The 23,949-nt window shown below is 60.2% G+C and carries 17 protein-coding genes; 3 read left to right on the plus strand and 14 right to left on the minus strand.

The genetic code is table 11. The features are described from left to right. Window positions 1-137: 137 nt before the first annotated feature. On the minus strand, window positions 138-2,321 hold the full coding sequence (locus ACM6JQ_RS19520; RefSeq protein ID WP_414894530.1) for an autotransporter domain-containing protein: 2,184 nt from the start codon (window positions 2,319-2,321) through the stop codon (window positions 138-140). Window positions 2,322-2,519: 198 nt separating this feature from the next. Next, complete coding sequence (locus tag ACM6JQ_RS19525; protein WP_414894531.1) at window positions 2,520-5,477, minus strand: autotransporter domain-containing protein; 2,958 nt, start codon at window positions 5,475-5,477, stop codon at window positions 2,520-2,522. Window positions 5,478-5,740: 263 nt separating this feature from the next. Between ACM6JQ_RS19525 and ACM6JQ_RS19530 the strand changes: the two genes are divergently transcribed. Further along, the gene (locus tag ACM6JQ_RS19530; protein ID WP_007912084.1) at window positions 5,741-6,019 is read left to right on the plus strand and encodes a helix-turn-helix domain-containing protein; all 279 of its coding nucleotides are present in this window, start codon (window positions 5,741-5,743) and stop codon (window positions 6,017-6,019) included. A 32-nt stretch (window positions 6,020-6,051) separates the two neighbouring features. On the opposite strand, the gene ACM6JQ_RS19535 is transcribed toward ACM6JQ_RS19530, so the two are convergent. Continuing rightward, window positions 6,052-6,888, minus strand: a complete 837-nt coding sequence (locus tag ACM6JQ_RS19535; protein WP_007912085.1) for an amino acid ABC transporter permease — start codon at window positions 6,886-6,888, stop codon at window positions 6,052-6,054. Continuing rightward, window positions 6,885-7,706: an ABC transporter substrate-binding protein gene (locus tag ACM6JQ_RS19540; RefSeq protein WP_414894532.1), complete on the minus strand. Its 822-nt coding sequence runs from the start codon at window positions 7,704-7,706 to the stop codon at window positions 6,885-6,887. Before ACM6JQ_RS19540 ends, ACM6JQ_RS19535 begins: the two co-directional genes overlap by 4 nt. Before the next feature lie 113 nt (window positions 7,707-7,819). On the opposite strand from ACM6JQ_RS19540, the gene ACM6JQ_RS19545 reads away from it, so the two are divergent. After that, entirely contained in the window at window positions 7,820-8,719 is a 900-nt protein-coding gene (locus ACM6JQ_RS19545) for a homocysteine S-methyltransferase family protein (protein ID WP_414894533.1), read from the plus strand. Window positions 8,720-8,819: 100 nt separating this feature from the next. On the opposite strand, the gene ACM6JQ_RS19550 is transcribed toward ACM6JQ_RS19545, so the two are convergent. Genes ACM6JQ_RS19550 through ACM6JQ_RS19560 form a run of 3 tightly spaced genes read right to left on the minus strand, consistent with a single transcriptional unit; the run spans window position 8,820 to window position 10,584 of the window. Further along, window positions 8,820-9,491, minus strand: a complete 672-nt coding sequence (locus ACM6JQ_RS19550; RefSeq protein ID WP_414894534.1) for a GNAT family N-acetyltransferase — start codon at window positions 9,489-9,491, stop codon at window positions 8,820-8,822. Between the two features lie 12 nt (window positions 9,492-9,503). Next, a complete protein-coding gene (locus tag ACM6JQ_RS19555; RefSeq protein WP_007912089.1) occupies window positions 9,504-9,950 on the minus strand; it encodes a GNAT family N-acetyltransferase in 447 nt (148 codons plus the stop codon). A gap of 10 nt (window positions 9,951-9,960) precedes the next feature. Next, window positions 9,961-10,584, minus strand: a complete 624-nt coding sequence (locus ACM6JQ_RS19560) for an FMN-binding negative transcriptional regulator (RefSeq protein WP_414894535.1) — start codon at window positions 10,582-10,584, stop codon at window positions 9,961-9,963. 92 nt (window positions 10,585-10,676) lie between these two features. Between ACM6JQ_RS19560 and ACM6JQ_RS19565 the strand changes: the two genes are divergently transcribed. Further along, the gene (locus tag ACM6JQ_RS19565; protein WP_414894536.1) at window positions 10,677-12,230 is read left to right on the plus strand and encodes a PLP-dependent aminotransferase family protein; all 1,554 of its coding nucleotides are present in this window, start codon (window positions 10,677-10,679) and stop codon (window positions 12,228-12,230) included. On the opposite strand, the gene ACM6JQ_RS19570 is transcribed toward ACM6JQ_RS19565, so the two are convergent. The 7 genes from ACM6JQ_RS19570 to aspA form a co-directional block, all read right to left on the minus strand. After that, entirely contained in the window at window positions 12,187-14,343 is a 2,157-nt protein-coding gene (locus ACM6JQ_RS19570) for a hypothetical protein (RefSeq protein WP_414894537.1), read from the minus strand. The two genes, ACM6JQ_RS19565 and ACM6JQ_RS19570, sit on opposite strands and share 44 nt — an antisense overlap. After that, window positions 14,340-16,790, minus strand: coding sequence for a dermonecrotic toxin domain-containing protein (locus tag ACM6JQ_RS19575; protein ID WP_414894538.1), 2,451 nt, complete (start codon window positions 16,788-16,790; stop codon window positions 14,340-14,342). The genes ACM6JQ_RS19570 and ACM6JQ_RS19575 overlap by 4 nt, the downstream gene beginning before the upstream one ends. 152 nt (window positions 16,791-16,942) lie before the next feature. Continuing rightward, window positions 16,943-17,968 carry a histone deacetylase family protein gene (locus ACM6JQ_RS19580; RefSeq protein ID WP_095113186.1) on the minus strand — a complete coding sequence of 342 codons (1,026 nt, stop codon included), beginning with the start codon at window positions 17,966-17,968 and terminating at the stop codon, window positions 16,943-16,945. Between the two features lie 205 nt (window positions 17,969-18,173). Beyond that, a complete protein-coding gene (locus ACM6JQ_RS19585; RefSeq protein WP_095113187.1) occupies window positions 18,174-19,166 on the minus strand; it encodes an AraC family transcriptional regulator in 993 nt (330 codons plus the stop codon). Window positions 19,167-19,414: 248 nt separating this feature from the next. After that, a complete protein-coding gene (locus ACM6JQ_RS19590; protein WP_414894539.1) occupies window positions 19,415-20,419 on the minus strand; it encodes an asparaginase in 1,005 nt (334 codons plus the stop codon). Between the two features lie 172 nt (window positions 20,420-20,591). Beyond that, entirely contained in the window at window positions 20,592-22,040 is a 1,449-nt protein-coding gene (locus tag ACM6JQ_RS19595) for an alanine/glycine:cation symporter family protein (protein WP_007912101.1), read from the minus strand. Between the two features lie 452 nt (window positions 22,041-22,492). After that, window positions 22,493-23,917, minus strand: a complete 1,425-nt coding sequence (aspA, locus tag ACM6JQ_RS19600) for an aspartate ammonia-lyase (protein WP_007912102.1) — start codon at window positions 23,915-23,917, stop codon at window positions 22,493-22,495. Between the last annotated feature and the right edge of the window lie 32 nt (window positions 23,918-23,949).

Raw genomic sequence — 23,949 nt, forward strand, 5'->3', positions numbered from 1 at the left:
TCCCCTTTTTTTTGCCTGAATTTTTCACCTGTAGGAGCTGCCGAAGGCTGCGATCTTTTGATGTTGTTTTGGGTTAATAAAAACAAAGATCAAAAGATCGCAGCCTTCGGCAACTCCTACAGAAAATGTTGTGTCAGTTAAAACGCCATGCGCCATTGGCCCATCACGCCGTGAGTGCGGCTGTCAGTGGCCATTTCACCGGTAAGACCAACGCCGACGGAGTGATTGGCTGACAGCCCAAGATCGAGGCCGGCATCCACCGACAGGCTGTTGCGATCCAGCGCGGCACCGGCAACCTCAAACCGCTTGCCACCCTTGACCAGTTGTTGGCGGGTGTCGCTTTCGATCTCGCCAAAGGTGTGTTTCCAACCGGCACTGAATCGCGGCGTCAGCGTCATGCCGTTATCCAGCCGAGTGATTTTTGCCGTGCGCAGGCCGAAGGTGCTGCTGAGGTTGTCGCGGGTTTGCCCAAAGACTTTCAGCGCTGCATCCCCACCTTTTTCGCTGTAGCTGTCGCGCTGATAGCGCTGATAGCCGAGGCTGGCGAACGGTTCGAGCGTCGCGTTGTGCCGGCCAACATTGACCGCCAGTTCGGCAAAGGCTTGCTGGGTGTTGGCGTCATAGTTGCCCTTGAGACGATCGCTGAAGCCGTTGAAGGCCACTCGCCGCTTGCTGTGGCCGTCATGGCTGGCATAGGTCGCCCCGAGACGCAGTGAGAACGGTCCGTCCTGGCGCACGGCGTAGGCGCCGAGGTGCCAGCTGTCGAGGTCGCCATCGTATTGCCGAGCGTCGAGTCTGGTTTGCGATTTACCACCGACCAGGCCGATATGCCATTGCTCATCGAGCCGCCAGTCGGCGCCCATGACCAGGCCTTGGGTCGCGTGTTTCAGGGTGCTGTCGAACTCGCGGTCAACCTTGCCGCCATGGCCGAGCGCCTGAATCCACACCCGCCCGGAATCGGCGCCGGCGGCGGCCTGACGCGGTGAGTTGCCGGAACCGTAGGCAGAACCGTAACGGCTATTCAGTTGCTGCATGGCCGAGAGCATGCTCGCGCTCACCGGAGTGATACTGCTTAGCGTGGCTTTGGCGAGATTGGCGTTGCTGCCGGCGGCGAGTTGTTCGATGGCGACGGGGGCGGTGGTTTTGTCGCTGGTCAGCAGTGCGGCGACTGCCGCGTTTGCAGGCTTTAGTGGCGCAGGAGCGGGCTGTTCGGCGGACTCGTTAACTTGCGCAGTAAGAGGTTCGTCCTGCATTGGCGATGGGACGGACTCTGCAACGAGCGTCGACGCCGATGGCGGAACTGGAACTGGAACTGGAACTGATGCGGAAGCCGTCAATGGCGTTGGCGTTGGCGTCGCGAATGGCGCAGGCGTTTGTGGTTCGACAATGCTGTCGGCAACTGCACGACCGTTGTCTGTCGTGGCAACGCTCGCAAGCGGCTCACCGTTACGGGCATAAGTCAGCCCGACGGATTTTTTGTTGTACTGAGGTGTGGCGGTCATAAAGGCGAGGTTGTTAAGGACCTTGCCGAATTCGCCTTCTACCTTGCCGGCTTCGATGATTTTGTACTGGCGACTTTGCGGATACTCCCCTGGAACGGCAACGACGTTCAGGGTTGCACCTTCCAGCCTGGCAGTGCCATCGACCTTGATCGTTTGACTGCCACTGGGCGTGACCTCATAAGCCAGCTCGGCGGTTGGGGACAAGCGCAAGTCGCCTTTCACGCGCGGACTGCCGAGTGCCCCATTGACGGAGAGCAGGCCGGCGACCTCCAGACTGCCCACAGCGCCTTTACCTGCAAAACTGCCACCTCTTTCGACATAGACATCGCCCTTGATGCCCCCCAGGTTGGTCAAAGCGGTACCGCTGTTGACCAGCACGCCGTCCTTGAAGTCACCCTTGGAACTCAGAGTCCAGTCGCCCCGGCTGAGGAGCAGGCCGTTGAAATTACGCGTGTCTTTCAGCTCGCCGCCTGCCGCTGCATCCAGGAACAGGACGTTATCTCCTGCGCCACCATCCAGCAGGCCGGTAAAGCTTGCGCCGTCCGTGAGTGTGATCAGATCGTTTACAGCGGTACCTTTAAACGTTTCTTCAGGGGTTTTAAAAGCGATGGGTACCGTACTTGGGTCGGTGAGAAATCCCTTGAGTCGTTCAAGTGCCATTTCTTTAGCGCTGGTTTCGGGCAATTCATTGGCATTCACGACTGCGGTTGAATCAGCGACTTCAGAGGATTGCTGAGCGTTGGCAAGCTCTACACAAGCCAGCGCCAGCGAAATGGCCAAAGCCAAGTGTTTTGGTTTGAAAGTGTGTTGACGGGGCATTAGGTTAGGCCTTTTCTGAAAGGAGACCCAACTCTATTGATGCCCCAGAAAATCCGATGTCGGCTGCTTCCCGCACGCTTGCAGGCGACATCGCATCGTTTTGTAGAAAATGACCGTGTGATCTGGAACCCGGAGTTTTGCTCGGCTGCAGCGGCTCTTTTTCCTACAACCAATCAAGACCGCGCCGCCTGTTCAACCTCAAAAACTCATCTGCCACTGCCCGATCAACCCGTGATTGCGGCTGTTGCTGCCGATCTCACCGCTGTATCCCACACCCAGCGTGTGCCGCGCAGAAATCCCCACATCCAGCCCGGCTTCCAGCACCAGGCTGTCGCGATCCAGCGAGCTACCATCGACACTGAACGCCGTGCCGCCAGTCACAAACGCCTGACGCGTCGAGCCGCCGACATCGCCGTAAGTGTGTTTCCAGCCAGCAGCCATGCGCGGGGTCACGCTCATGCCGTTGTCGAGGCTGCTCAAGTGCGCCAGGCGCAGGCCGAAGGTGCTGCTGAAGTTGTCCTGGGTCTGGCTGTCGACTTGCAGTGCGGCGGCGCCGCCTTTTTCCTTATAGCTGTCGCGGTGGTAGCGCTGATAACCGAGGCTGGCGAAGGGCTCGGCGCTGAGGCGGCCGCTGCCCATGGCATAGCCGAGTTCGGCGAAGGCTTGCTGGCTATCGGCGTCGTAGTCGCCTTTCGGGCGGTCGCTGAAACCATTGAAGGCGATGGTGCGTTTGCTTTCGCCCTGATGGCCGCTGTACGCCGCGCCGAGGCGCAAAGCGATCGGGCCGTTCTGGTGCAGCGCGTAGACGCCGGCGTGCCAGCTCTCGACGTTGCCGTCGACGCCGGTCGCGTCCAGATCGGTTTTCGAATAACCACCCAGTACGCCCAGGCGCCACGCTGGATTCAGTGACCAGTCGGCGCCCAGCACGCTGCCCTTGGTGCGTTGTTCCAGACCACTGCTGCCGTGTTCGCCATCGAGCTTGCCGTAGCCGCCGATGCCTTGCAGCCAGAGCCGACCGTGAGCGTTCGGGTCATTCAGGTTGCGTGCTTCGGACGGCACCCCATTGGCTGCCAGCACGGCTGTGTCGCGTTGATCGAGACCGACCAGCAGTCCCGGGCTGCCGCCCATTTGCTGCATCGCCGAGAGCATGCTGCTGCCGACCTGACTGCTGGCGCTGAGGGTGGCGTTGGTCAGGTTGGCGTTGCTGGCGCCGGCCAGTTGCTCGATTGCTGCGCCGGCGCTGCTTTGGCTGGTATTGAGCAAGGCGTTGTACAGCGCACTGTTTTTGCCGATTGAGGCGAGGCTGTTGGCGGCGTTTGTGCCGTTGCCGGTCGTGGCAAACTCATTGAAAGCCACGTCGTTGCGAGTGTAGGTCAGGTCAACTTGGGTAGGCGTGTAGGCAAGGGTCGGCGTCAGGAATGCATAGTCGCTGCTGACCTTGCCGAAGGTGCCGTTGACCTGCGCCGCTTGCAGCACGGTGTAGTGGCTCTGCCAGGGATACGTGCCGCTACCGGGATTGACCGCGAGCGTTGCGCCATTGAGATTGGCGATGCCGCCGACTTGTACCGGTGCGCTGCTGCCATCGGCGTTGACGCCGTAGGCGAGGGTGGCTGCGCTGCCCATGTTCAAATCGCGAACGATGGTTGCGCGACCGAGTCCGGTGTCGGTGCGCAATGTGCCGTTGACAGTGAGGCTGCCCACCGAACCGCCACCGGCATACACACCGCCGGCATCCACGGTCAGGTTACCGGCGATGCTGCCCTGATTGATCAGTGTTGCGCCGTTGCGCACTGCACCGCCGTCGCTGAAGTCGCCGCTGCCTGTGAGTGTCCACGCACCTTGTTCGACCTCCAGCCATTCGAAGTTACGACTGGCGCCGAAGCTGCCACCGGCCGCATCGTCCATCACCACCCGGTCGTAACCGCTGCCGCCATCCACCACGCCGACAAAGCGACTGCCGTTGCGCAGGGTCAGACTGTCGTTACCGCCGCCCAGATCCAGCGCCAGGCCATTGCTGCCACTGATCGTGCCGCCGTTGATGACGTTGTCGGCGAACTCGCCGACGAGCTTCACGCCGAAACCGTTGAGGCCTTGAATGGTGCCGAAGTTTTCCAGAGTGGTCGCCGCCAGCCCCGAGCCGCCGCTGCCATCGTCGACCAGAATGGCGCTGTCGGCGCCGCTGATCAAAGCGTTGCTGGCGTTGAGAATGTAACCGCCACCCAGCGCGATACCTTCGCTGCCATTGGCGAAACCGCCCTTGTCGACACCGCCGGCACCGACGCCTTGAATGGTCCCGTAGTTTTCGATGTGGGCGATCTTGTCGATGTCCACGCCGTCGCCGTCACCGTTCGCTTGCAAGCCTGAGTAAGCGCCAGTGATGGTGCCGTGGTTAATCACCGTGCCATCGCCGTCGGAACCGAAGCCGGAACCATTGCGGCCGGTGATCTGCCCGTAGTTGATCAGCGTCGCGCCAAGATCGGTGGTGATGCCATGGCGGCCACCGGAAATCACCCCGTAGTTGGTCACACTGACGCCGCTCGCGGAATCGATATCGATGCCGTCGAATTTCCCGTCGGCATTGTGCGAATCGCCGGACGAAATCTCGCCATAGTTGCTGATCGTCGCATTCGCGCCGGTCTTCATGCCGTCGCTGGCGTCGCCGCGAATCAGCCCGCCGACGCGGTTGATAATGGTGGTCTTCACGCCGTCACTGCGCAGCGCATCGAGATCCAGTCCCTGGCCGGTGGTGGAGCGAATCACGCCGCTGTTGTCGATCAACAGGCTGCCGCTGACAAAGTTGCTGTCGATACGCAACGCGTCGTTGGCACCGCGAATCTGCCCGCCGCTGCGGTTGTAAATCGTGTAGTTGCGCGCCTGGGTCAGGTCGCCACTGCTGTCAATGGCCCGGCCACCGCTGGAAACGATTTTGCCGGCGTTGTCGATCACCACACCGGCACCGCTGGTCTTGTCTTTCAGGCTCACGGCCTTGCCGCTGTTGGTGATGCTGCCCGGCGCGGAAATCGTCAACGTGTCGCTGCCACCCAGCGTTTGTGCTGCCGTGGTGGCGGTGTCGATCTGCACGGTTTTGCCGTGGGCTGCCGTGGCAGCGATCAACAGAGCAATGGCAAGGGACAGACGCTGGGGCGGGAACGGCATGGTCGGACGGCCTTTTTGTTATAAGCGGGCCGTCCTGTATAGCGAAGGGTTTTTACAGAATGATGTCGGTGGTTGATCTGCATTGTTTTGCATCTTCAGCGCTGAAATATATTAATTTCTGCATTTTGTTGCAGTTTTTTTGCCTGCTTCTCTCATTAGATGCGGTAAGTTTTGATTCAAACGCCGAAGCACTCACATCAATCAATCCCCGCGCCATTAATGTTTATTGAGCCTTATGCGGCGCTCGAAGATTGGAGAGGAAAATGGTAATGACAGTTCTCGAACGCATGGCGCTCATCGAAAGCATTCAAGAGGCGCTGGCCGACGGGACATTGGAAATCAGCGAAGCCGTCCGCCGTTTACGAGTTGAGGTGACAGGGCTGCATCAAATCCAATTCGCTAAGATGTGCAAAATTTCGGTCCGCACGTTGATACACATAGAGCACGCTGAGGGTAATCAGACGTTGAGGTCGTTGGACTCAATATTCCGATTGTTTGGCCTGAAAATGGGCGTTGTGCGGGTACGCCGAGAGCCCCATTAAAACCCGACGCAACCCGCAAGGTGCCGATCCCCCTAGCTCCGTCGCACGTAAGCCTTGCCGTAATGCCGCTCCATTCGTGCCTGAATCAACTCCAGTCCAATGGACATCAGCCAGTAGATGATCGCCGCCGTCGTGAGCATTTCGATGTAGCGGTAGCTTGAGCGCCCGTATGACTGGGCGAGAAACATCACTTCCCAGACGCCCATCACCGAGATCAGTGACGAGTCCTTGAGCATCGAGATGAACTGGTTGGTGGTGGGCGGGATGATCGTGCGCATGGCTTGCGGCAGGGTGATGCGCCAGAAAATCACCGTCTCGCGCATACCCAGTGCCAGCGAAGCTTCGCGCTGGCCGTGGTCGACACCGAGGATGCCGGCGCGGAAGATTTCGCTGAGATAGGCGCCGTAGTTCAGCGACAAGGCAATGATGCCCGCGACGATGGCGCCAGGCACGATGCCCAGTTGCGGCAAGCCGAGGTAGATCAGCAGGATCTGGATGAGCAGTGGCGTGCCGCGAAAGAACGAGGTGTAAAAACTGGCGATGCCGAACGCCACGGCACTTTTCGACAGGCGTGCCAATGCCGTGATGAAGCCCAGCAGGGACGAAGCGACAATCGAGCACACGCAGAGGAACAGCGTCAGCGCTGCACCCTGCAAGAAGCCGTTGGGCGCCAGGTGCAGGCCGACCAGATTGGGCAGTTTGTCGAGGATGATCGAGAACTTCAGGTCGAAGCTCAGGAAGAACCCGGCGAACAGGCAGAACAGCGTTGCCCAGGTCAGGTACAGCCGCGTACGAAAACCGAACATCCGTTGCAGGCGTGATTCAGCCACCGGTTGCGGTGGCTGTGGCGGTGTCGGGAAAGAAGTCATTGGCTGATATCAGCGCCGATCCATTTTTGCGAAAGCTTGCTCAGGGTGCCGTCCTGTTTCAGTTGCGCGAACACCTCGCGCACTTTGGCATCCCATTGCGCGTCACCCTTTTCGATGGCCACTGAGTTCGGCTCCGAATACAGCGGCGCGCCGGCCAGTTTGAAGCGTTTGTCCTGGTTCAGGCGTGGCTGCGCGGTGACGAGGTTGGTGAGGATTGCATCCAGGCGCACGCCGGCGCCCAGGCCCAAGTCCTGGAAGGCGACGTTATCGGTATCGTACGGCGCGATCTGCACATCTTCGAACGGGTACTGCAGCTGCGTATCTTCGGCGCCTTCGATGACCAGGTTCTTGTTCAGATAGCTTTCGTAACTGGACGCGCTGGTGAGGCCGACTTTTTTGCCACTCAGATCCTTGGCGTCGTGGATCCGCTCATCCTTGGCATTGACCACGATCACCGCCGGCGAAGCGTAGTACTCGACCGGGAAATCGAATACCTCGGCGCGGGCCTTGCTCGGCGTCATCGAGCAGATGCAGATATCGTAGCGCCCGCTCCAGCGGCCGGCGGCAATGACGTCCCACGACGGCGTTTCGAGTCGCAGCTTGACGCCTAACTTGTCCGCCACGGCTTTGGCGACATCAACGTCGAAGCCATCAAGCTGATTCTGGTCGTTGAGAAACGAGAACGGTGGATAGCTTTCCATCAGCACACCGACCAGCTCTTTCTTTTGCTCGATACGGTCCAGCGTGGTGCCAGCAAAGGCTTGCGTGGAGGCGGCCAGAATGGTCAGGCCCAGGGCCAGTAGCGGTTGAAATTTCACAGTCGATCCCTGGGTAAAAAAGAGGTTGTTTTTAACGGAATGGTGCGTATTAAATAGTTATAAGAACGACTCTGATAGTGAGTTATTTTCATAAGCATATGAGTGAAAAGCATATGGGCGCAGGCAGCACGATTATTCTCGATGGCGGCATGGGCCGTGAATTGCAGCGCGCCGGTGCGCCATTTCGCCAGCCGGAGTGGTCGGCGCTGGCGTTGAGCGAGGCGCCGCAAGCGGTTGAGGCGGTACATGCCGCTTATATCGCCAGTGGCGCCAATGTGATTACCACCAACAGTTATGCCGTGGTGCCGTTCCATATTGGTGAGGAACGCTTCGCCGCTGAAGGGCAGGCACTGGCGGCGTTGGCCGGTGAACTGGCGCGACGTGCGGTGCAAGCCTCGGGGAAATCCGTGCGGGTGGCCGGCTCATTGCCGCCGCTGTTCGGCTCCTATCGTCCGGATCTGTTCGAGGCCGCCCGAGTGACTGAGTTGCTGGCGCCCTTGGTCAACGGCCTGGCAGCGCATGTTGATGTGTGGCTGGCGGAAACCCAGAGTTCGATCATCGAGGCGCGAGCCATTCACGCCGGGTTGCCGAAGGATGGCAAACCGTTCTGGTTGTCGTTCACCTTGAAGGACGAAGACACTGATGAAGTGCCGCGCCTGCGCTCTGGTGAGCCAGTCGCCGAAGCGGCGGCGGTGGCGGCTGAATTGGGCGTCGAGACGTTGCTGTTCAATTGCAGTCAGCCAGAAGTGATCGGTGCCGCGATTGATGCCGCGCATGAAACCTTCGAGCGTCTGGGGGTGACGATTCACATTGGTGCTTACGCCAACGCGTTTCCGCCGCAGCCAAAAGAGGCTACGGCCAATGACGGACTTGATCCGCTGCGCGAGGATCTGGATCCGCCGGGGTACTTGCACTGGGCGATTGACTGGCAGCAGCGCGGTGCCAGCCATTTGGGCGGTTGCTGCGGGATCGGGCCGGAACACATCGCGGTGCTGGCGCAGAAACTGGGCTGAAAACAGATCAAAAGATCGCAATCTGCGGCAGCTCCTACATGGGATTGACGTTCACCCTGTAGGGGCTGCCGCAGGCTGCGATCTTTTGCTTTTCAGGTAATCACGATCGGCATTCAACCAAGCCTTTCACCTGCCCGTCGGACGTCTGATTATCATCCGACAGCCACTGCTCGAACCCTGCCGCAATCGCCGGCCACTCGCCATCCAGAATCGAGTACCACGCGGTATCGCGGTTCTGCCCCTTGACCACCATGTGCTGGCGGAACACGCCTTCGAAGCTGAAACCCAAACGCTCGGCGGCGTATTTGGAGCGGGCGTTGCCGTTGTTGCATTTCCATTCGAGGCGGCGGTAGCCGAGGTCGAAAGAGTGCTTGGCCAACAGGTACACCGCTTCGGTGCTTCTCGGCGAGCGTTGCATCGGCGCGCCGAAGGTGACGTGACCGATTTCAATGCGACCCTGGGCCGGGACGATCGACATCAGGCTGAGGATGCCTTGCACTTGGCCGCTGGCGCGGTCGATGACGCTGAAGAAATACGGGTCGCTGGCGGCCGCGTGGTTGTTCAGCCAGGCGTCGAAAGTGCTGCGCTCCGGAAAAGGTCCATAAGGCAAGTAATCCCAGAGTTTCGGGTCGGCGCCGGGGCCTTCGAGGGCGGCGAACAGTTCGTCGCCATGGCGCGCCGGGTCGAGTCTTTCCAGGCGAATGAAACGCCCTTCGAGCAGCGTGGCAGTGGGGGCGGGGGCGCCTTTCCAGTCAGCCAGTGAAGTGGTCATGCAGGTGTCTCCTTAAATGGCCTTGCGAAACTGGATGAAGCCCGGGCGTTCGGCAATGCGTTCGTAGAGCTGGATCGCAGTGGCGTTGGTTTCGTGGGTCAGCCAGTGCACTTTGCAGCAGCCGTCAGCCTTGGCCGTGGCGTAAACGTGTTCGATCAACAGACGACCGACACCGCTGCCACGGGTTTCCGGCACCACCAGCAGATCCTGCAGGTAGCAGGAGTTTTCGATGCTCCAGTTCGAGCGATGGTAGATGTAATGCACCATGCCCACGGCTTTACCGTCGGCCCACGCCAATGCTGCGTGGGTTGGTTCACTCGGGTCGAGAAAACGCTGCCAGGTACTTTCCGTCACGGCTTGCGGCAGTTCGCTGTTGTAGAAACGCAGGTAGGCCTGCCACAGCGGCAGCCACGCGGCGCGGTCGGCGGCGCTGACCTGGCGAATGTCGATCTGACTCATGGTGATTTCCTTAGCGCATCAATCGGGCGAGGGTTTGATCATTGATTTCCGGGCTGGCCGCCAGGCCTTCGCGCACGCCGGCAATGTCTTCGGCGCTGCGGTTCTGGCTGAGTTTGCGCTTGCCTTCGAGGCGGTCGATGGGAATGGCAAAACCGACGATGGCCTTGAGCATGCCGTCGATGTAATCGGCGGGCGCGTCGTCGACTGACCACGGTTGCGCGCGGCCGGCTTCATGACGGTCGGTGAGGGTGCTGACGATGTCGAGCAGACGTCCGCCATCGCTGAAGGTTTCGGCGTGACCATAGGCGTGCACGGCGATGTAGTTCCAGGTCGGCACGACTTTGCCGTGCTCGGCTTTGCTCGGGTAAAAGCCCGGGCTGACGTAGGCATCGGCGCCGGCGAAGATCAGCATGGCTTCGGCACCGTCGCGCAAGTCTTTCCACTGCGGGTTGGCGCGGGCCAGGTGCCCGTACAGCGTGCCGTACTCGCCTTGTTCGCAATGTAGCAGCACCGGCACATGGCTGGCCTGCAAGCCACTTTCGCCGTGGGTCACCAGAATGGCGAGGCGGGTGGCGAGGATCAGCTCGTGCAGTTGGGACAGGTCTTCGATGGCAAAGGCGCGCGGTGTGTACATGGACAAATTTTCCTTGGCGAATGCCTGCATCGTAGGCAGGCTATTGGTCTGTTGTAAGAGCCATTGATGACCAATTTCATAGGTCCATTGCCATGCCCGATTCGCCAACGTTGTCCATGCCATTCAACCCTGCCGGTATCGAGCTTGATCGGCGCCAGGGCTTGAGTCGCCAGCTCTATCAGGCGTTGCGCCTGCGTGTGCTGGATGGACGGCTGGCGAGTGGTACACGGTTACCGGCCAGTCGCGATCTGGCGGCGGCGTTGGGGATCTCCCGCAACAGTGTGGTGCGCGCCTACGATCAACTGTATGCCGAAGGCTTTATTGAGGGGCGGGTAGGGGATGGCACCTACGTCGCCCAATTGATGCCCGTGACGACCCCAACGAAAAAACTATCCACAAAAGTATCCACAGGGTTTTCAACAGGCTTACCCACAGCCTTATCCACAAATTGGCTGGATTTACCTGTGATTCCATCCAGTAAAGTTATCCACAGTGATAATTTTTCGCGCATTGAAAAGAACCATTTGGCCCGGCCCCCGAGTGGTCCGCCGCGAGCATTCAGGGTGGGTGTTCCGGCGTTTGATCTATTCCCCTTCGAGGTGTGGGCCAAGCTGAATGCGGCTTTCTGGCGTAAACCGGATCTGGAGCAACTGTGTTACGGCGATCCGTCCGGCGATGCGCGCCTGCGTGCAATGATCGCTGCCTATCTGCGCAGTTCGCGCGGCATGCAGTGTTCACCTGAGCAAATTGTGATCACCAGCGGCGCACAGCAAGGCATTAGTCTTTGTGCACAGTTGCTGGTGGCGCCGGGCGACGGTGTCGCGATCGAAAATCCTGGCTACCGCGCGGCCGGTCATGCGTTCGCTGTGGCGGGCGCTCGTTTGCACGGTATTGCCGTAGACGAAGAGGGCATGGATTGCTCGGCGCTGTCGGCCACCGGGGATTGTCGCGTGGCGTATGTCACGCCCTCTCATCAGTACCCGACCGGCGTGGTGATGAGCCTGGCGCGACGCCTCGAACTGCTCGCCTGGGCCGAGCGCTGCCAAGGCTGGATCGTCGAGGACGATTACGATGGCGAATACCGTTACACCGGCGCGCCGCTGGCACCGTTGGCGGCACTCGATCGACAGGGCCGCGTGCTGTATGTCGGCACTTTCGGCAAGGTCGCGTTTCCGGCGCTGCGCCTTGGGTATTTGGTTTTGCCGCCGGGGCTGGTGGATGCGTTCTCGCAACGCCGGGCGGTGGATGTCCGGCATTCCGAGGTGAGTACGCAGGCGGTGATGGCTGAGTTCATGGCGGCCGGGCATTTCCAGCGGCATATCCGGCGCATGCGCCGTGCCGCGCTGAGCCGGCGCAACACCTTGCTCGACGGTTGGCCAACCGCCATCGCCGGGGTGGGTGATTTGCCCGCCGTCTCTGCCGGGCTGCACCTGACCGTGGCCGTGGACAGCATCGAGCGCGAGCAGCAGTTGATTGCGCAAGCTGCTGGCGTCGACGTCGAGATCAACGGCTTGAGCAGTTACTGGCTGCCGGACTCGACGACGCCGCTGGACCAGCGTGCCGGGCTGGTCCTGGGCTTTGCCGCTGTCCCTGAACCGGCAATCAACGCAGCGTTGATCCGGTTACGGCAGGCGTGGAAGGCGTGAGAAACAGTGCCTTCGCCGATTTGTCGGAAATGCCGCTGCGATGGATGTCGATCAGCGCCTGATTGTTCAGAAAGCGCGGCTCATAGGCACCTCCCATACGCCGCTGCGCCACGGTTTTCATATGGCCGACGGGGAAGGGCCCGACGGGCGCCTCTGCACTGCTGTAATGGAAATGTGCGTAACACAACACCTTGTTGGTGTGGGCGTCGCGTACTTCGTACTCGTCGAGGAAATCCCTGGCCTGACCTTTGAGCCTGCGTCGCGTCACGGTTTGTGCAATCCGGACTTCGCCCTTGTCCTTGAGCCACTGCACTCCTGCGGCAGTCGGTAGCTGTTGCTTGACCATGCCGATACGGGTGCTGGTACCTTTTTCTTCAAGTTTATTGGCAGCGTCGTCAAGCTTGTGGCCGAGTTCTTCGGTCGGCTTCTTGAGGTCGGCTGTCAGGTTGCTCGCAGTCAATGCTTCATCGATTGCCGCGTTGGCTTCCCGCAGGACGGCCGCATGCGTGTGGTATTGCTCCTCGACCTCGACAGGGATCCGCCGTCCTCGTTTGAGCTGTGCTTCGATACGTCGGTGAAAGCGGGCCAAACCGTCGATCAGGGCCTGACCTTCACGAACGCTGCTGCTCAGGGAGGGGCGGGCCTTGGGCGGCTGGGGTTTCGCCGTGCGCTGTTCGACCCAGACACCAGGCGATTCCTCCTTGAACGTGGCGATGACCCCTGTCAACGTGGTTCGGACTTCCACCAGGTCGGTATCCGGGCCTTCGAGGCTCTTTTTCCGTTCGCCGACCACCGTGCCCCTGGATTTGGTTTTGATGATCCGTCGCGTCGATGAAGAGGCTGATCTCGGTCTGGAAGGCCCCGGCCCCGGTTCCAGCAAGTGCTTGTAGCGCAGCAGTTCGACCAGTTTGCTTTCGGTGCGGGCCTGGAACGCGCTCACCCGGCTGCGTACATGCTCCAGGCGTGCGGTATTGATCTGCTCGGGGTAGTCGATCAGCAGATCGCCAAAGCGTTGATTGATGGCAGAAAATTGTTCGGCCACATTGTTCAGGGCATCCGTGCGTTCGCGCAGATTTTCCAGGCTTTCATCCGCGGTCAGATTCAACGTGCTCTGGATACTCAGCGCGGCGTCTTCGATGAGACTGCCCAGCGTTTTATAGGCATTGGCGGTGTCCGCCGTGGCAGCGGCCTTGATGCAGATTTCCTGGCCGAGACTGATCTGCAACAGTTTGAGGTCGTTCAGTTCATATTTCGGTAACGCCTCGCGATAGGTTTGCAGCACCTCGACAGCTTTTTTCCCCAACAACTTCAGTTCGTCAAAACGGCTCTGGGCCATCTCCATTTTTTCAATGATCGCCTGGGTCTGATCGGTCATCTTTTCGAAGGTCTGAACAAACGCCTGTACGGCGAAATCACCTTCATTGGCCAGCATTGTCTGCATTGTCTTGAGGTTGGCCTGGAACTCTGTGGAGTGCAGTTCGAGCCATTCCTGGCCGAGAAAAAGCTGCATCTCCAGGCGCTGGATCATGACGATGCGGTAGTTGGGAATGGGCTCCTTCAGATGCAACGCCTTGATTTGTTCAATGTTCGCGCCGTACGCCTTGTGCTGTGCGTCGAGTGTCGCCAGATACTGCTCGCGCGCCGGTGCCCGGGCTTCCCCGAGCGCATTGCTCAAGGCGTTATGGTCGGCGTCACGCTGAACCTGCTTGGTTTGCATCGTTGCATCGAATGCGCTGATTTCGGCGGTCAGTTGCCCGGCATCCATTTTGTTGACGTCTTGAACAGCCTCAAGGGCGCTGTCGAGTCCGCCGCCGCGCAGGCGCAATCGAAGGTCTACCACCCATTGACCGTTGGCGGTGCGAGTCAGCTGCGGCCCGTTACGCGGCGGTTGCTGACGTGAGTCGATGATCTGCACCTCGGCGTGCTCATTGAACATGACTTCGAACCAGCGCTTGCCGACGGGGGCGAACCATTGTTTCTGGCGGGGATAAAGGTGCCTGTGCGTACCCTCCCTGGCGGCGTCGCCGATGCCTCTGGGTTTGGCGATCTGTAAACTGTCGAGCAGCGCTGCCAGTGCGACCGGGGATCGTTTCAGAGCAGTGAAGGGGTTCACCACCATCTCATGCGCGATGGGCAGTGCAGTGCTGGAAACGTCCGGCAGCTGCAAAGGTTTGCTGACGACGAGGTCGGTGGTGACGGTGGGGGCGGTTCTTCCTGCGGGATCGACTCGCTGATTGGCTTGTCGCCCATTGCTGCGCGATGGGCGAGGACCATGCCCAAGGCCAGAAGAATGTCGGTGAGGGCCGTCCAGGCAATCTTGCCGGATTGCTCATTGGCCACATCGCTGATTTCTTGCAGGTCGTCCATGATCTGCCAGATCCACGCCGCCGTGCCGACGCTGCGCCCGAGGAACGGCAAGGCGGCGTTGAACAGCATCCAGCCGCCGTGTTTAAGCGTGACCCAGCGTGCTTCTGCGTCAGAGACCGATTGGCGGTCGGCCTGGGTGATGACTGCCTGCACGTTGCTGTTATGCAGGGTCGCGAGTACATCGTGGTTAATCGTTGTTGTCGCCAGTGCAACGGGGCCGGACATGTCGAGGGCGGTCAAAGGGTTCACCAGCAATTGCGGGATCGTCCAGACAGAAGGCAATCGGGCGGTGAAGACGAACTGGCTGTAGTCGAAGCGCACGTCGTCCGGCAACCAGGCCAGGACCGACTCGCGCAGATCCCGTGAATGCTGGATTTCGTACAGCAGGTTGGCGTGCGAGGGAAATTGCATCAGTGCTTTTTCGAACAGCGGTCGATAGAGCAGACACGGCCCCTTGTCCGTCTCGCGCGGGCCGATGACGAACATGTTATTGACGGTGTCCGCCTGTGAGCGGCTGCGATGGGCAACGAACCCCAGCGGGCGAATGACGATTTCATCGCGATCGACATAACGCTCATCGCTGGTGTTTGCCAGCGCGGCAACCACATAGCGATAACCCTGCTCAGTGATGCCGGCCTTGCCTTGTATTTTGTGCTGCAACGCCAGCAGCGGCAGTTCGATGGGCAACTGGCTGGTGTAGAGCGCTTGCAGTGCCGACGCCTGCTCTGTGTCGTCAATCAGCAGGTTTTGCAGGTACGCCGGGTAGGTCTGGCCGATATCGACGCTGCTGACCAGTTGTTCCAGGTAGCTTGCAGTCACCCACTCAGGCGCCGCGCCGCCATCCTTGTAACCAACGGTCTTATTGCCTGCTGGCTGCCCTGCGAGGTTTTGCAGGGCCAGCTCGATGAGCGACAGCGTCTGGGTCTGCGTGTTACCCGGCAAGACGAATGTGCCCCAGACCACCAGGCTGGTGATGCTGATTTCGATGTCATCGATCCTCACCTCGCCGGCCTGCGGATGATCCTTGGCGATCTGTTGTTTCAAGGCATCACGGGTGAACGCTTGCAGGCTGATGACTTCGCTCTGAAATGATTTTCCCTTGTTCGTGTGCTGCACCATGGTCAGATCCAGCAGGTGCCGGCTGTAACGGGTTTGATCGGCGGGAGAGGCGTTGTCGAGCCAGGCTGGCAGCATCGGACGCAAGAGATCGATGTGAGGCTTGAGGCGCGGTGTCGGCTCGCGGGGATTGCCGACAGTCCCGGCGTGCGGATAAAGCTCGCTGGAACTCGAGCCCTGGAAATAATTGATCGCACCCAGCGCTTCTGCTTCCAGGGCAACCAGTGTGCAGGCCTGATAGTCGAAGAAATCGCCCTGCGGTTCGACCAGTCGCCATTTCAACCCGGTCCCGGAGGCACCTTTCCAGTAACGACGCGGCAGGGCTTCTCCGAGCTTTGCCAACGATTCAAAACACTCGAATCCTTTAAGCACCGAGTGGGTCATGATCAACGTACGTTTGTCGTGGGTGCCGATCAGTACAGCCGTATCGAGCAGGCTCACGTGGTTCTGCTCGTCGCCCTCGCCGCGGTCAAGATCAATCAGGCAGGCGCGGGTCTTGTATCGGTCGGTGGGCAGTCGTTGGTGTTTATCCGGGAACGTGTAAAGCGCTTCGGCCATGGCGCGCTGGTCGGCGTCCCAGTCCGGGTTCGCGTCGATCTTCCACAAATTGCGCAAGGCTTGTGACAACTGCTGCCAGCGCGGCTGCCCCGGATAGGTGAAATCGTCCCAGTAATTGACCTGCTGTTCCTTGTAGGCGATGAACAGCAACGGTGCCAGTTCATTGAGCAGCTTGCCGATTGCGCTGATTTTTACCGGCAGCTGGATGGCGGACGGCAGGTCCGGTTGCAAGGTCAGATAATGCTCACCGTCGAGATACGCCACCGTGGTGCCGGAGAGGCCCAGACGTACAAGAGTGTCGGTCAGCGATTCGATCAGATGGCGACCGGGGACCACTTGATCATTCTCAATGACCCAGGTCGGTCTTACGACCATGGCCAGTTGCGGGTCGAGATCGAGGTCGGGATACAACGTCCTGAGCGCCGGGCGCAGCGTTTTCGACGCGACTTCTCGCAGCGAAGGGCCGGTCACCAGTTGGGTCACGACATCGACGGCGCTGGGCGAAGGGATTTCGGGCATGGGCAACTCCTGCTCTGATGGCCGCGCCGAAAGGGCGACGGTTCCGGGCAAGGTAGAGGCGGGCTGCGGCGCGCGTGCGGTACATACATATTGCGGGCGAAAAAAGACCCGCCCGGGCGGGTCTGGTTTTTACGGTTGCGACGGGACTATGGTTATTGTTCGAAGCCTTCCAGCACGTTCACTGCGTTGATGCCGATTTCCTCTACAGCGTAACCGCCCTCCATGACGAACAATGTCGGCTTGCCGAGTGCAGCGATGCGTTTGCCCATTGCCAGATAATCCGGGCTGTCGAGTTTGAACTGCGAGATCGGGTCATCTTTGAAAGTGTCGACACCCAGCGACACGACAATCACGTCGGCGCCATACCGCTCGATCTCGTTGCAGGCCTGATCCAGCGCCGCACTCCATACCTCCCAGCCAGAGCCGGCGGGCAGCGGATAGTTGAAGTTGAAGCCTTCACCGGCGCCTTCGCCACGTTCATCGTCGTAGCCGAGGAAGAACGGGAATTCCGCCTCCGGATGGCCGTGGATCGAGGTGAACAGCACGTCGCTGCGCGTATAGAAAATCGATTGCGTGCCGTTGCCGTGGTGATAGTCGACATCGAGGATCGCGACTTTTTTGTGACCTTGATCGAGGAAAGCCTGCGCGGCGATGGCGGCATTGTTGAGGTAGCAATAACCGCCCATCAAATCGCTGGCGGCGTGGTGTCCCGGTGGGCGGCACAGGGCGAAGGCACTGCGCGCGCCACGCTGGATTTGCGCTTGTGCAGTTAGGGCAACCTGCGCCGCGCTGTAGGCCGCTTGCCATGTACCGGCGGTGATCGGTGCGCCGCCGTCGAAGCTGTAATAACCGAGCTGACCATGCAGGCTGGTCGGTTTGATTGCACGCAGGGTGCGCGCCGGCCAGGTGTAGGGCAGCAGATCACCGTCGGTGTTGAATTCAGTCCAGCGATCCCACGCGCCTTTGAAGAAGTCGAGGTAGTCGCGACTGTGGATACGGGCGAGGGGTTCCAGGCCGAAATCTTTCGGTGCCTCGACCGGGCCGAGATTCTGGTTTTTAACGCGCTGCAGCACATGGTCGGCGCGCGACGGCATCTCGAAGCACGGCTTGAGCTGGCCATCGATGAGCTCGCAGCGGCCATGGTGCAGGTGGTGATCGTCCGAGTAGATCGTCAGCATTTGTTGTTCTCCGCAGGGCTGATTCGGTTGCCACCAGTGTTGCGGCGTGAGGCGAATCGGAAAACGGCAGGAAAGGCCAAAAGGGGATGGATATGGCCAAAAACACTGACCGAAATTGCCCCTTTAGGATCAAAAGATCGCAGCCTTCGGCAGCTCCTACGCCGATCCCTTGTAGGAGTTGCCGAAGGCTGCGATCTTTTGATCTTCAGGCCCGGAATTGGCTCGGCGCCACGCCGCTCCAGCGCACAAAGGCATGGCGGAAACTGGCGGTCTCGCTGAACCCGAGCGTTTCGGCAATGCGATAGATCGGCAACTGATCCTCACACAACATCTGCTTGGCCCGCTCGAAACGCAGCTCATCGAGCAGTTCCTGATAGCTGCTGCCCATATCTTTCAAATGCCGGCGCAAGGTGCGTGGCGAACACTTCATCTGCTGCGCCAGACCTTCCAGTCCCGGTGCTGCATTCAGTTGCGCGCTGAGTAACTGTCGAATCCGCCCCAGCCACGCCTGACGCCCGGTGAACTCAAGATTCTGCTTTCGGCAACGTTCGGCCATGGCTTGGTGGGTGATGGCATCCGCCAACGGCAGCGGCTGGTCGAGCCAGTGCTGATCGAAGGCAAAGGCGTTGTCCTTCGCCGCGAAGTGCAACGGTGAGTTGAAGTGTTCGGCATAGCTGTCGCGATAGTCCGGCGCGGCGTGTTCGAAGCGCGTGGCGAGCAAAGGCAGCGGATGCCCGAGCAGGTCATCGCAAATGACTTTCAGCGACACCAGGCAGAACTCGGCGTTGAACACCGCCATCGCCGGGCTCTCGCGATAATCGGCAGCGACGAACCAGACGCGCTCGCCGTCGTCTTCCAGACTCAGTTCGAAAAGTGTTCCCAGCAGCGCCGGATAACGGATCGCCAGGCGCAAAGCGTCACCGAAGGTGGCACAGGTCAGCAGCGCGTAACCGAGGATTCCATAGCAGGACACGTGCATGCGCCGGCCCAGTTCTAGGCCGATATCGCGCTTGAGCGCGACGGCGTTGGCGCAGACCTGCATCTCCTGATTGGTGGTGATGCGCGTGTCGGCACGGCTGAGATCCGCCGCACTGATGCCGCTGCCGGCCAGCAATGCCTCGCTCGACAGGCCTTCGGCCTTGAAGGTGTTGAGGATCAGCGACACGGCGTTGAGGGTGGTGAGGTGGGAGTGGAGCATAGGATCTTCCAGCCTTGAGATGGCTGGATCGCAGCAAGTTGCATGCCGCAGCAGCCCCTCACCCCAGCCCTCACCCAAAGGTAGAGGGGGCCGATTGGGGGATATTGGCGAGATACGCCGACCTGAAAAAACGCTGCCGAATCCATAATCGACTGTTTTTTTCAGATCGGCGTATAGCGCAAGACACTAAGGTCAGTTCCCTCTCCCTCCGGGAGAGGGCTAGGGTGAGGGCCGATCCAGAGCCATGCTCAGAGTAGCTCACCACACAGATCCAGTTCGATCAGCCGACGCACTTCTTGAGTTTCAAGGCCTGCACCGAGCAGGCCGTGCAACTTGCCGAACGCGGCCTCGCGAGTCATGCCACCACCGGACAATACGCCGACACCGCGCAAGCGACTGCCAGCCTCGTAAACATCCAGCTCGACGCCACCCTCATGGCACTGCGTCACTGCAACCACCACCACACCGTTATCCCGTGCGCGGCCAAGGCTTGCCAGAAACTCAGGGTTGTCGCTCGGCCCGGTACCGCTGCCGTAGCACTCCAGCACCAGGCCTTGAATGCCGCTGTCGAGGAGGCCATCGAGCACTTCGGCGCTGATGCCCGGGAACAGCGGCAGCACGGCAACTTTGGCCAGCTGTTTCGGCTGGTTGTAATTCAACGACGCTGGAATCGAAGAGGCTTTGACACCGCCGCCCTGACGCTCAAGTCGTTTGAACGGATGACGGCCGAAGCTGCGCACCTTCGCGCAACGGGTTGGCGCCAGCAGTTCACCGTGGAAGTACAGATGCACACCGGGCGCCAGGCCTTGGCCGAGGGCAACCAGTGCGCCACTGAGATTCTCCCAGGCATCGCTGTCAGTAACGCCAGCCGGCAACATTGAACCGGTGAAGCACACACGGGCATTCAGCCCCAGCAGCTGGAAGCCCATCGCTGCCGCGCTGTAGGCCAGCGTGTCGGTGCCGTGCAGGATCAGCACGCTGTCGCAGCCTTGCACGTCAACGGCATCGACCACCGCTTCACGCAGTTGCTGCCAGTAGGCCGGGGTCATGTTGGCGCTGTCGATCAGCGGCGACATCTCGCGAAAGCGCCACTGCGGTACGACGAGTTCAGGCTGGCTGTGCAGATAGTCGCGCATCCGCGCTTCGAAACCGGACGCCGGGGCCAGGCCATTGGCGCTGGCCTGCATGCCGATGGTGCCACCGGTGTAGAGCACCATGACGTGTTGGGCGGCGGGGTAGGTCGACGAATTCATGGGGATTCTCCGAAAGGATGAGGTCCTTGTGGGAGCGAGCCTGCTGGCGATGGCGGTTCATCATCCAGCGTTGATGTTGGCTGAAAGACAGCTATCGCGAGCAGGCAAACTCCGACAAGTTATTGCACCACAATAACTGACGGGCGCAGGGGATGCGCCCGTCATTCACCTGTCAGCGTTGCGCTGCAGGCACGCCTTGCGGCTCGGCTTCAGTCTTGCCGACAGCGGCAGACGGATTGGTCGGCCAGGCTTTCAGGTCGAGGTCCAGATCAGCAAATTTGCTCGAGTCGAACACCGGCTGTTTGACGCCGGCGCGGCGTTGCGCATCGTAGTCTCGCATCACACGCATGCCGACCTTGAACAGCATGGCCAGGGCCACGAGGTTGACGAAGGCCAGGCAGGTCATGGTGATGTCGGCGAAGGCGAACACGGTCGACAGGTCCTGCATCGAACCCCATACCACCAGCGCCAGCACCAGGCCGCGGAAAATCATCAGCGCGGCGCGGTTGCGAGTGAGGAACTGCAGGCTGTTTTCGCCCAGGTAGTAGTTGTAGAGGATGCAGGTGAAGACGAACAGCGACAGCGCGACGCTGACGAACATGCGACCCCAGTCACCGACCACGGCGGCCAGCGAGTTCTGGGTCAGGACGATGCCGTCACCTTCGAAGCCCGGGGTGTAGAAGCCCGACAGCAGGATCAGCAGCGCAGTACAGGTGCAGATCACGAAAGTGTCGAGGAACACACTGAAGGCCTGAACCACGCCCTGCGCGCCCGGGTGCTTCACGGCGGCCACGGCGGCGACGTTCGGCGCACTGCCCAGGCCCGCTTCGTTGGCGAACACGCCACGCTTCACGCCCATGACGATGGCGCTGCCGAGCAGGCCGCCAAAGGCCGGGTCGAGGCCGAAGGCGCTCTTGAAGATGGTTTCCAGCATGGCTGGTACGTGTTCGATCTGAGTACCGATTACGTACAGGGTCACGCCGATATAGGCGAGGGTCTTGATCGGTACCAGCAGGTCGGACACCGAAGCGATACGCTTGATGCCGCCAATGAAGGTAATGGCCAGCAGCACTGCCAGGACGATACCGGTGTGTTGTGGGTTGAATTCAAAGGCGTTCTGCAGCGAGTGGGTCACGGTGTAGGACTGCAGGCCAATGAAGGCGAAGCCGTAGGTGACAAGCAGCAGGACCGAGAACACTACCGCCATGCCTTTGAGCTTCAAGCCGTGCTGGATGTAGTAGGCCGGGCCACCACGGTACAGACCGTCGCCATCGGCGCGCTTGTAGACCTGGGCCAGGGTGCACTCGAAGAAGCTGCTGGACATGCCGACCAGTGCGGTCACCCACATCCAGAACACCGCACCTGGACCACCGAGTGTCACGGCGATGCCGACACCGGCGATGTTGCCCGCACCAACGCGGCCGGCAAGGCTGAGCATCAGGGCCTGGAACGAGCTGAGTTGCCCGGCGCTGCCCTTGAGGCTGTCGCGGAACACCGCGAACATGTGGAAGAAGTGACGCAATTGAACGAAACGCGAGCGAATCGTGAAGTAGCTACCGAGCCCGACAATGAGCACGATCAGTACTTTCCCTGAGAGGAAGTCGTTAATGACTTCGAGCATGGATTTTTCCTCGCTGTTTTTTGTGTGAGCAAATGCTGGAAGGTCGGAAACATCGCGTTACACCGGTTTGCGCGCGGCACAACAGGTGAGGCGAGGGTTTCGTCCCGGATCCATTTCGCGGGTTTGTTATTAGTTCGGGTTTCACATGGGTTATGGCCTCGTTACCGACGACCGCTCATGCGAAGAGGGGCGGCACTATACCGATCAGTGGCGCGCCCGTCTGCACAGTCGTGGTGCAAGCGACGAAACGAGGCTTTGAAACACCCGGCGTTACCGGCGCCGGGCTTGTGCAGGAACTGCTCTTCTGTCAGAGCGAGCAATCCCCAGACATACGGGTCTCAGGGTCAGAAAGTTAAAAAAAAGGGCTTGGGGACTAAATCCCCAAGCCCTCAAAAGGTGAGAGGTGTCTAGTCCCTCGACCTGGTGAGCGGTGCTACAAGTAACGTGTCGGCTCAGGCTTTCAGCGGAACCAGACGCGGAGCAATCATGTTTTCCGGGCGCAGGATGTCGGCGAGCATGGCTTCGTCGAGCAGGCCTTCTTCGCGCACCAGTTCCAGCACGCCGCGGCCGCTTTCAAGAGCAAGACCGGCGATACGGGTGGCGTTTTTGTAGCCGATGTACGGGTTCAGAGCGGTAACCAGACCGATCGAGTGCTCGACCAGTTCACGGCAGCGCGCTTCGTTGGCGGTGATGCCGACGATGCAGTGCTCGCGCAGCATGTCCATGGCGCGTTGCAGCAGGCGGATCGAGTCGAAGATCTTGAAAGCGATCAGCGGCTCCATCACGTTCAGTTGCAGTTGGCCGCCTTCGGCTGCCATGGTCAGCGCCAGGTCGTTACCAATTACTTGGAACGCCACCTGGTTAACCGCTTCCGGAATAACCGGGTTGACCTTGCCAGGCATGATCGAGCTGCCTGGCTGACGCGCTGGCAGGTTGATTTCGTTGATGCCGGTGCGTGGGCCGCTGGACAGCAGGCGCAGGTCGTTGCAGATCTTCGACAGCTTCACCGCGGTGCGCTTGAGCATGCCGGAGAACAGCACGAAGGCGCCCATGTCGGAAGTCGCTTCGATCAGGTCGGCCGCCGGAACCAGCGGTTGACCGCTGATCAGGGCCAGACGCTGTACCGCCAGCGCTTGATAACGCGGGTCGGCGTTGATGCCGGTACCGATCGCGGTGCCGCCCAGGTTTACTTCAGTCAGCAGTTCCGGGGCCAGCGTCTTCAGACGGGCCAGGTCTTCGCCCATGGTGGTGGCGAAGGCACGGAATTCTTGACCCAAGGTCATCGGCACGGCGTCTTGCAGCTGGGTACGGCCCATTTTCAGGACGTGATCGAATTCTTTGCCCTTGGCGGCGAATGCCTGAATCAGGCTGTCGAGGCTGGCCAGCAGGGTGTCGTGACCGAGCAGCAAGCCCAGGCGGATCGCCGTCGGGTAAGCGTCGTTGGTCGACTGCGCCATGTTCACGTCGTCGTTCGGGTGCAGGTACTGGTACTCGCCTTTCTGGTGACCCATTGCTTCCAGCGCAATGTTGGCGATCACTTCGTTGGCGTTCATGTTGGTGGAGGTACCGGCGCCACCTTGAATCATGTCGACCACGAACTCTTCGTGGTAATCACCGCGGATCAATCGGGCACAGGCTTCGCTGATGGCAGCGTGCTTGGCTTCGCTCAGATGACCCAACTCGCGGTTGGCGTCAGCAGCGGCCTGTTTGACCATTGCCAGGCCGACAACCAGTTTCGGGTAATGCGAAATCGGAACGCCGGAGAGACGGAAGTTATTCACCGCTCGCAGGGTCTGGATGCCGTAATACGCTTGAGCCGGTACTTCTAGGGCGCCAAGCAGGTCGTTTTCTGTGCGGAAAGATGCAGCGGAGGACATGATAGAAATCATCTCGATATGGACCCGGTCTG

It is taken from the genome of Pseudomonas sp. IT-232MI5 (assembly GCF_949767845.1).
In the GTDB taxonomy this organism is placed as follows: Bacteria; Pseudomonadota; Gammaproteobacteria; order Pseudomonadales; family Pseudomonadaceae; genus Aquipseudomonas.

Excerpts from the sequence above, each read along its gene's own strand:
- ACM6JQ_RS19555 (WP_007912089.1), bottom strand. The coding sequence starts at position 9,950 with ATGAGTCAGATCGACATTCGCCAGGTCAGCGCCGCCGACCGCGCCGCG.
- ACM6JQ_RS19535 (WP_007912085.1), bottom strand. The coding sequence starts at position 6,888 with ATGACTTCTTTCCCGACACCGCCACAGCCACCGCAACCGGTGGCTGAA.
- ACM6JQ_RS19595 (WP_007912101.1), bottom strand. The coding sequence starts at position 22,040 with ATGCTCGAAGTCATTAACGACTTCCTCTCAGGGAAAGTACTGATCGTG.
- ACM6JQ_RS19565 (WP_414894536.1), top strand. The coding sequence starts at position 10,677 with ATGCCCGATTCGCCAACGTTGTCCATGCCATTCAACCCTGCCGGTATC.
- ACM6JQ_RS19575 (WP_414894538.1), bottom strand. The coding sequence starts at position 16,790 with ATGCCCGAAATCCCTTCGCCCAGCGCCGTCGATGTCGTGACCCAACTG.
- ACM6JQ_RS19585 (WP_095113187.1), bottom strand. The coding sequence starts at position 19,166 with ATGCTCCACTCCCACCTCACCACCCTCAACGCCGTGTCGCTGATCCTC.
- ACM6JQ_RS19530 (WP_007912084.1), top strand. The coding sequence starts at position 5,741 with ATGGTAATGACAGTTCTCGAACGCATGGCGCTCATCGAAAGCATTCAA.
- ACM6JQ_RS19560 (WP_414894535.1), bottom strand. The coding sequence starts at position 10,584 with ATGTACACACCGCGCGCCTTTGCCATCGAAGACCTGTCCCAACTGCAC.
- ACM6JQ_RS19545 (WP_414894533.1), top strand. The coding sequence starts at position 7,820 with ATGGGCGCAGGCAGCACGATTATTCTCGATGGCGGCATGGGCCGTGAA.
- ACM6JQ_RS19550 (WP_414894534.1), bottom strand. The coding sequence starts at position 9,491 with ATGACCACTTCACTGGCTGACTGGAAAGGCGCCCCCGCCCCCACTGCC.
- ACM6JQ_RS19520 (WP_414894530.1), bottom strand. The coding sequence starts at position 2,321 with ATGCCCCGTCAACACACTTTCAAACCAAAACACTTGGCTTTGGCCATT.
- ACM6JQ_RS19525 (WP_414894531.1), bottom strand. The coding sequence starts at position 5,477 with ATGCCGTTCCCGCCCCAGCGTCTGTCCCTTGCCATTGCTCTGTTGATC.
- aspA (WP_007912102.1), bottom strand. The coding sequence starts at position 23,917 with ATGTCCTCCGCTGCATCTTTCCGCACAGAAAACGACCTGCTTGGCGCC.
- ACM6JQ_RS19590 (WP_414894539.1), bottom strand. The coding sequence starts at position 20,419 with ATGAATTCGTCGACCTACCCCGCCGCCCAACACGTCATGGTGCTCTAC.
- ACM6JQ_RS19580 (WP_095113186.1), bottom strand. The coding sequence starts at position 17,968 with ATGCTGACGATCTACTCGGACGATCACCACCTGCACCATGGCCGCTGC.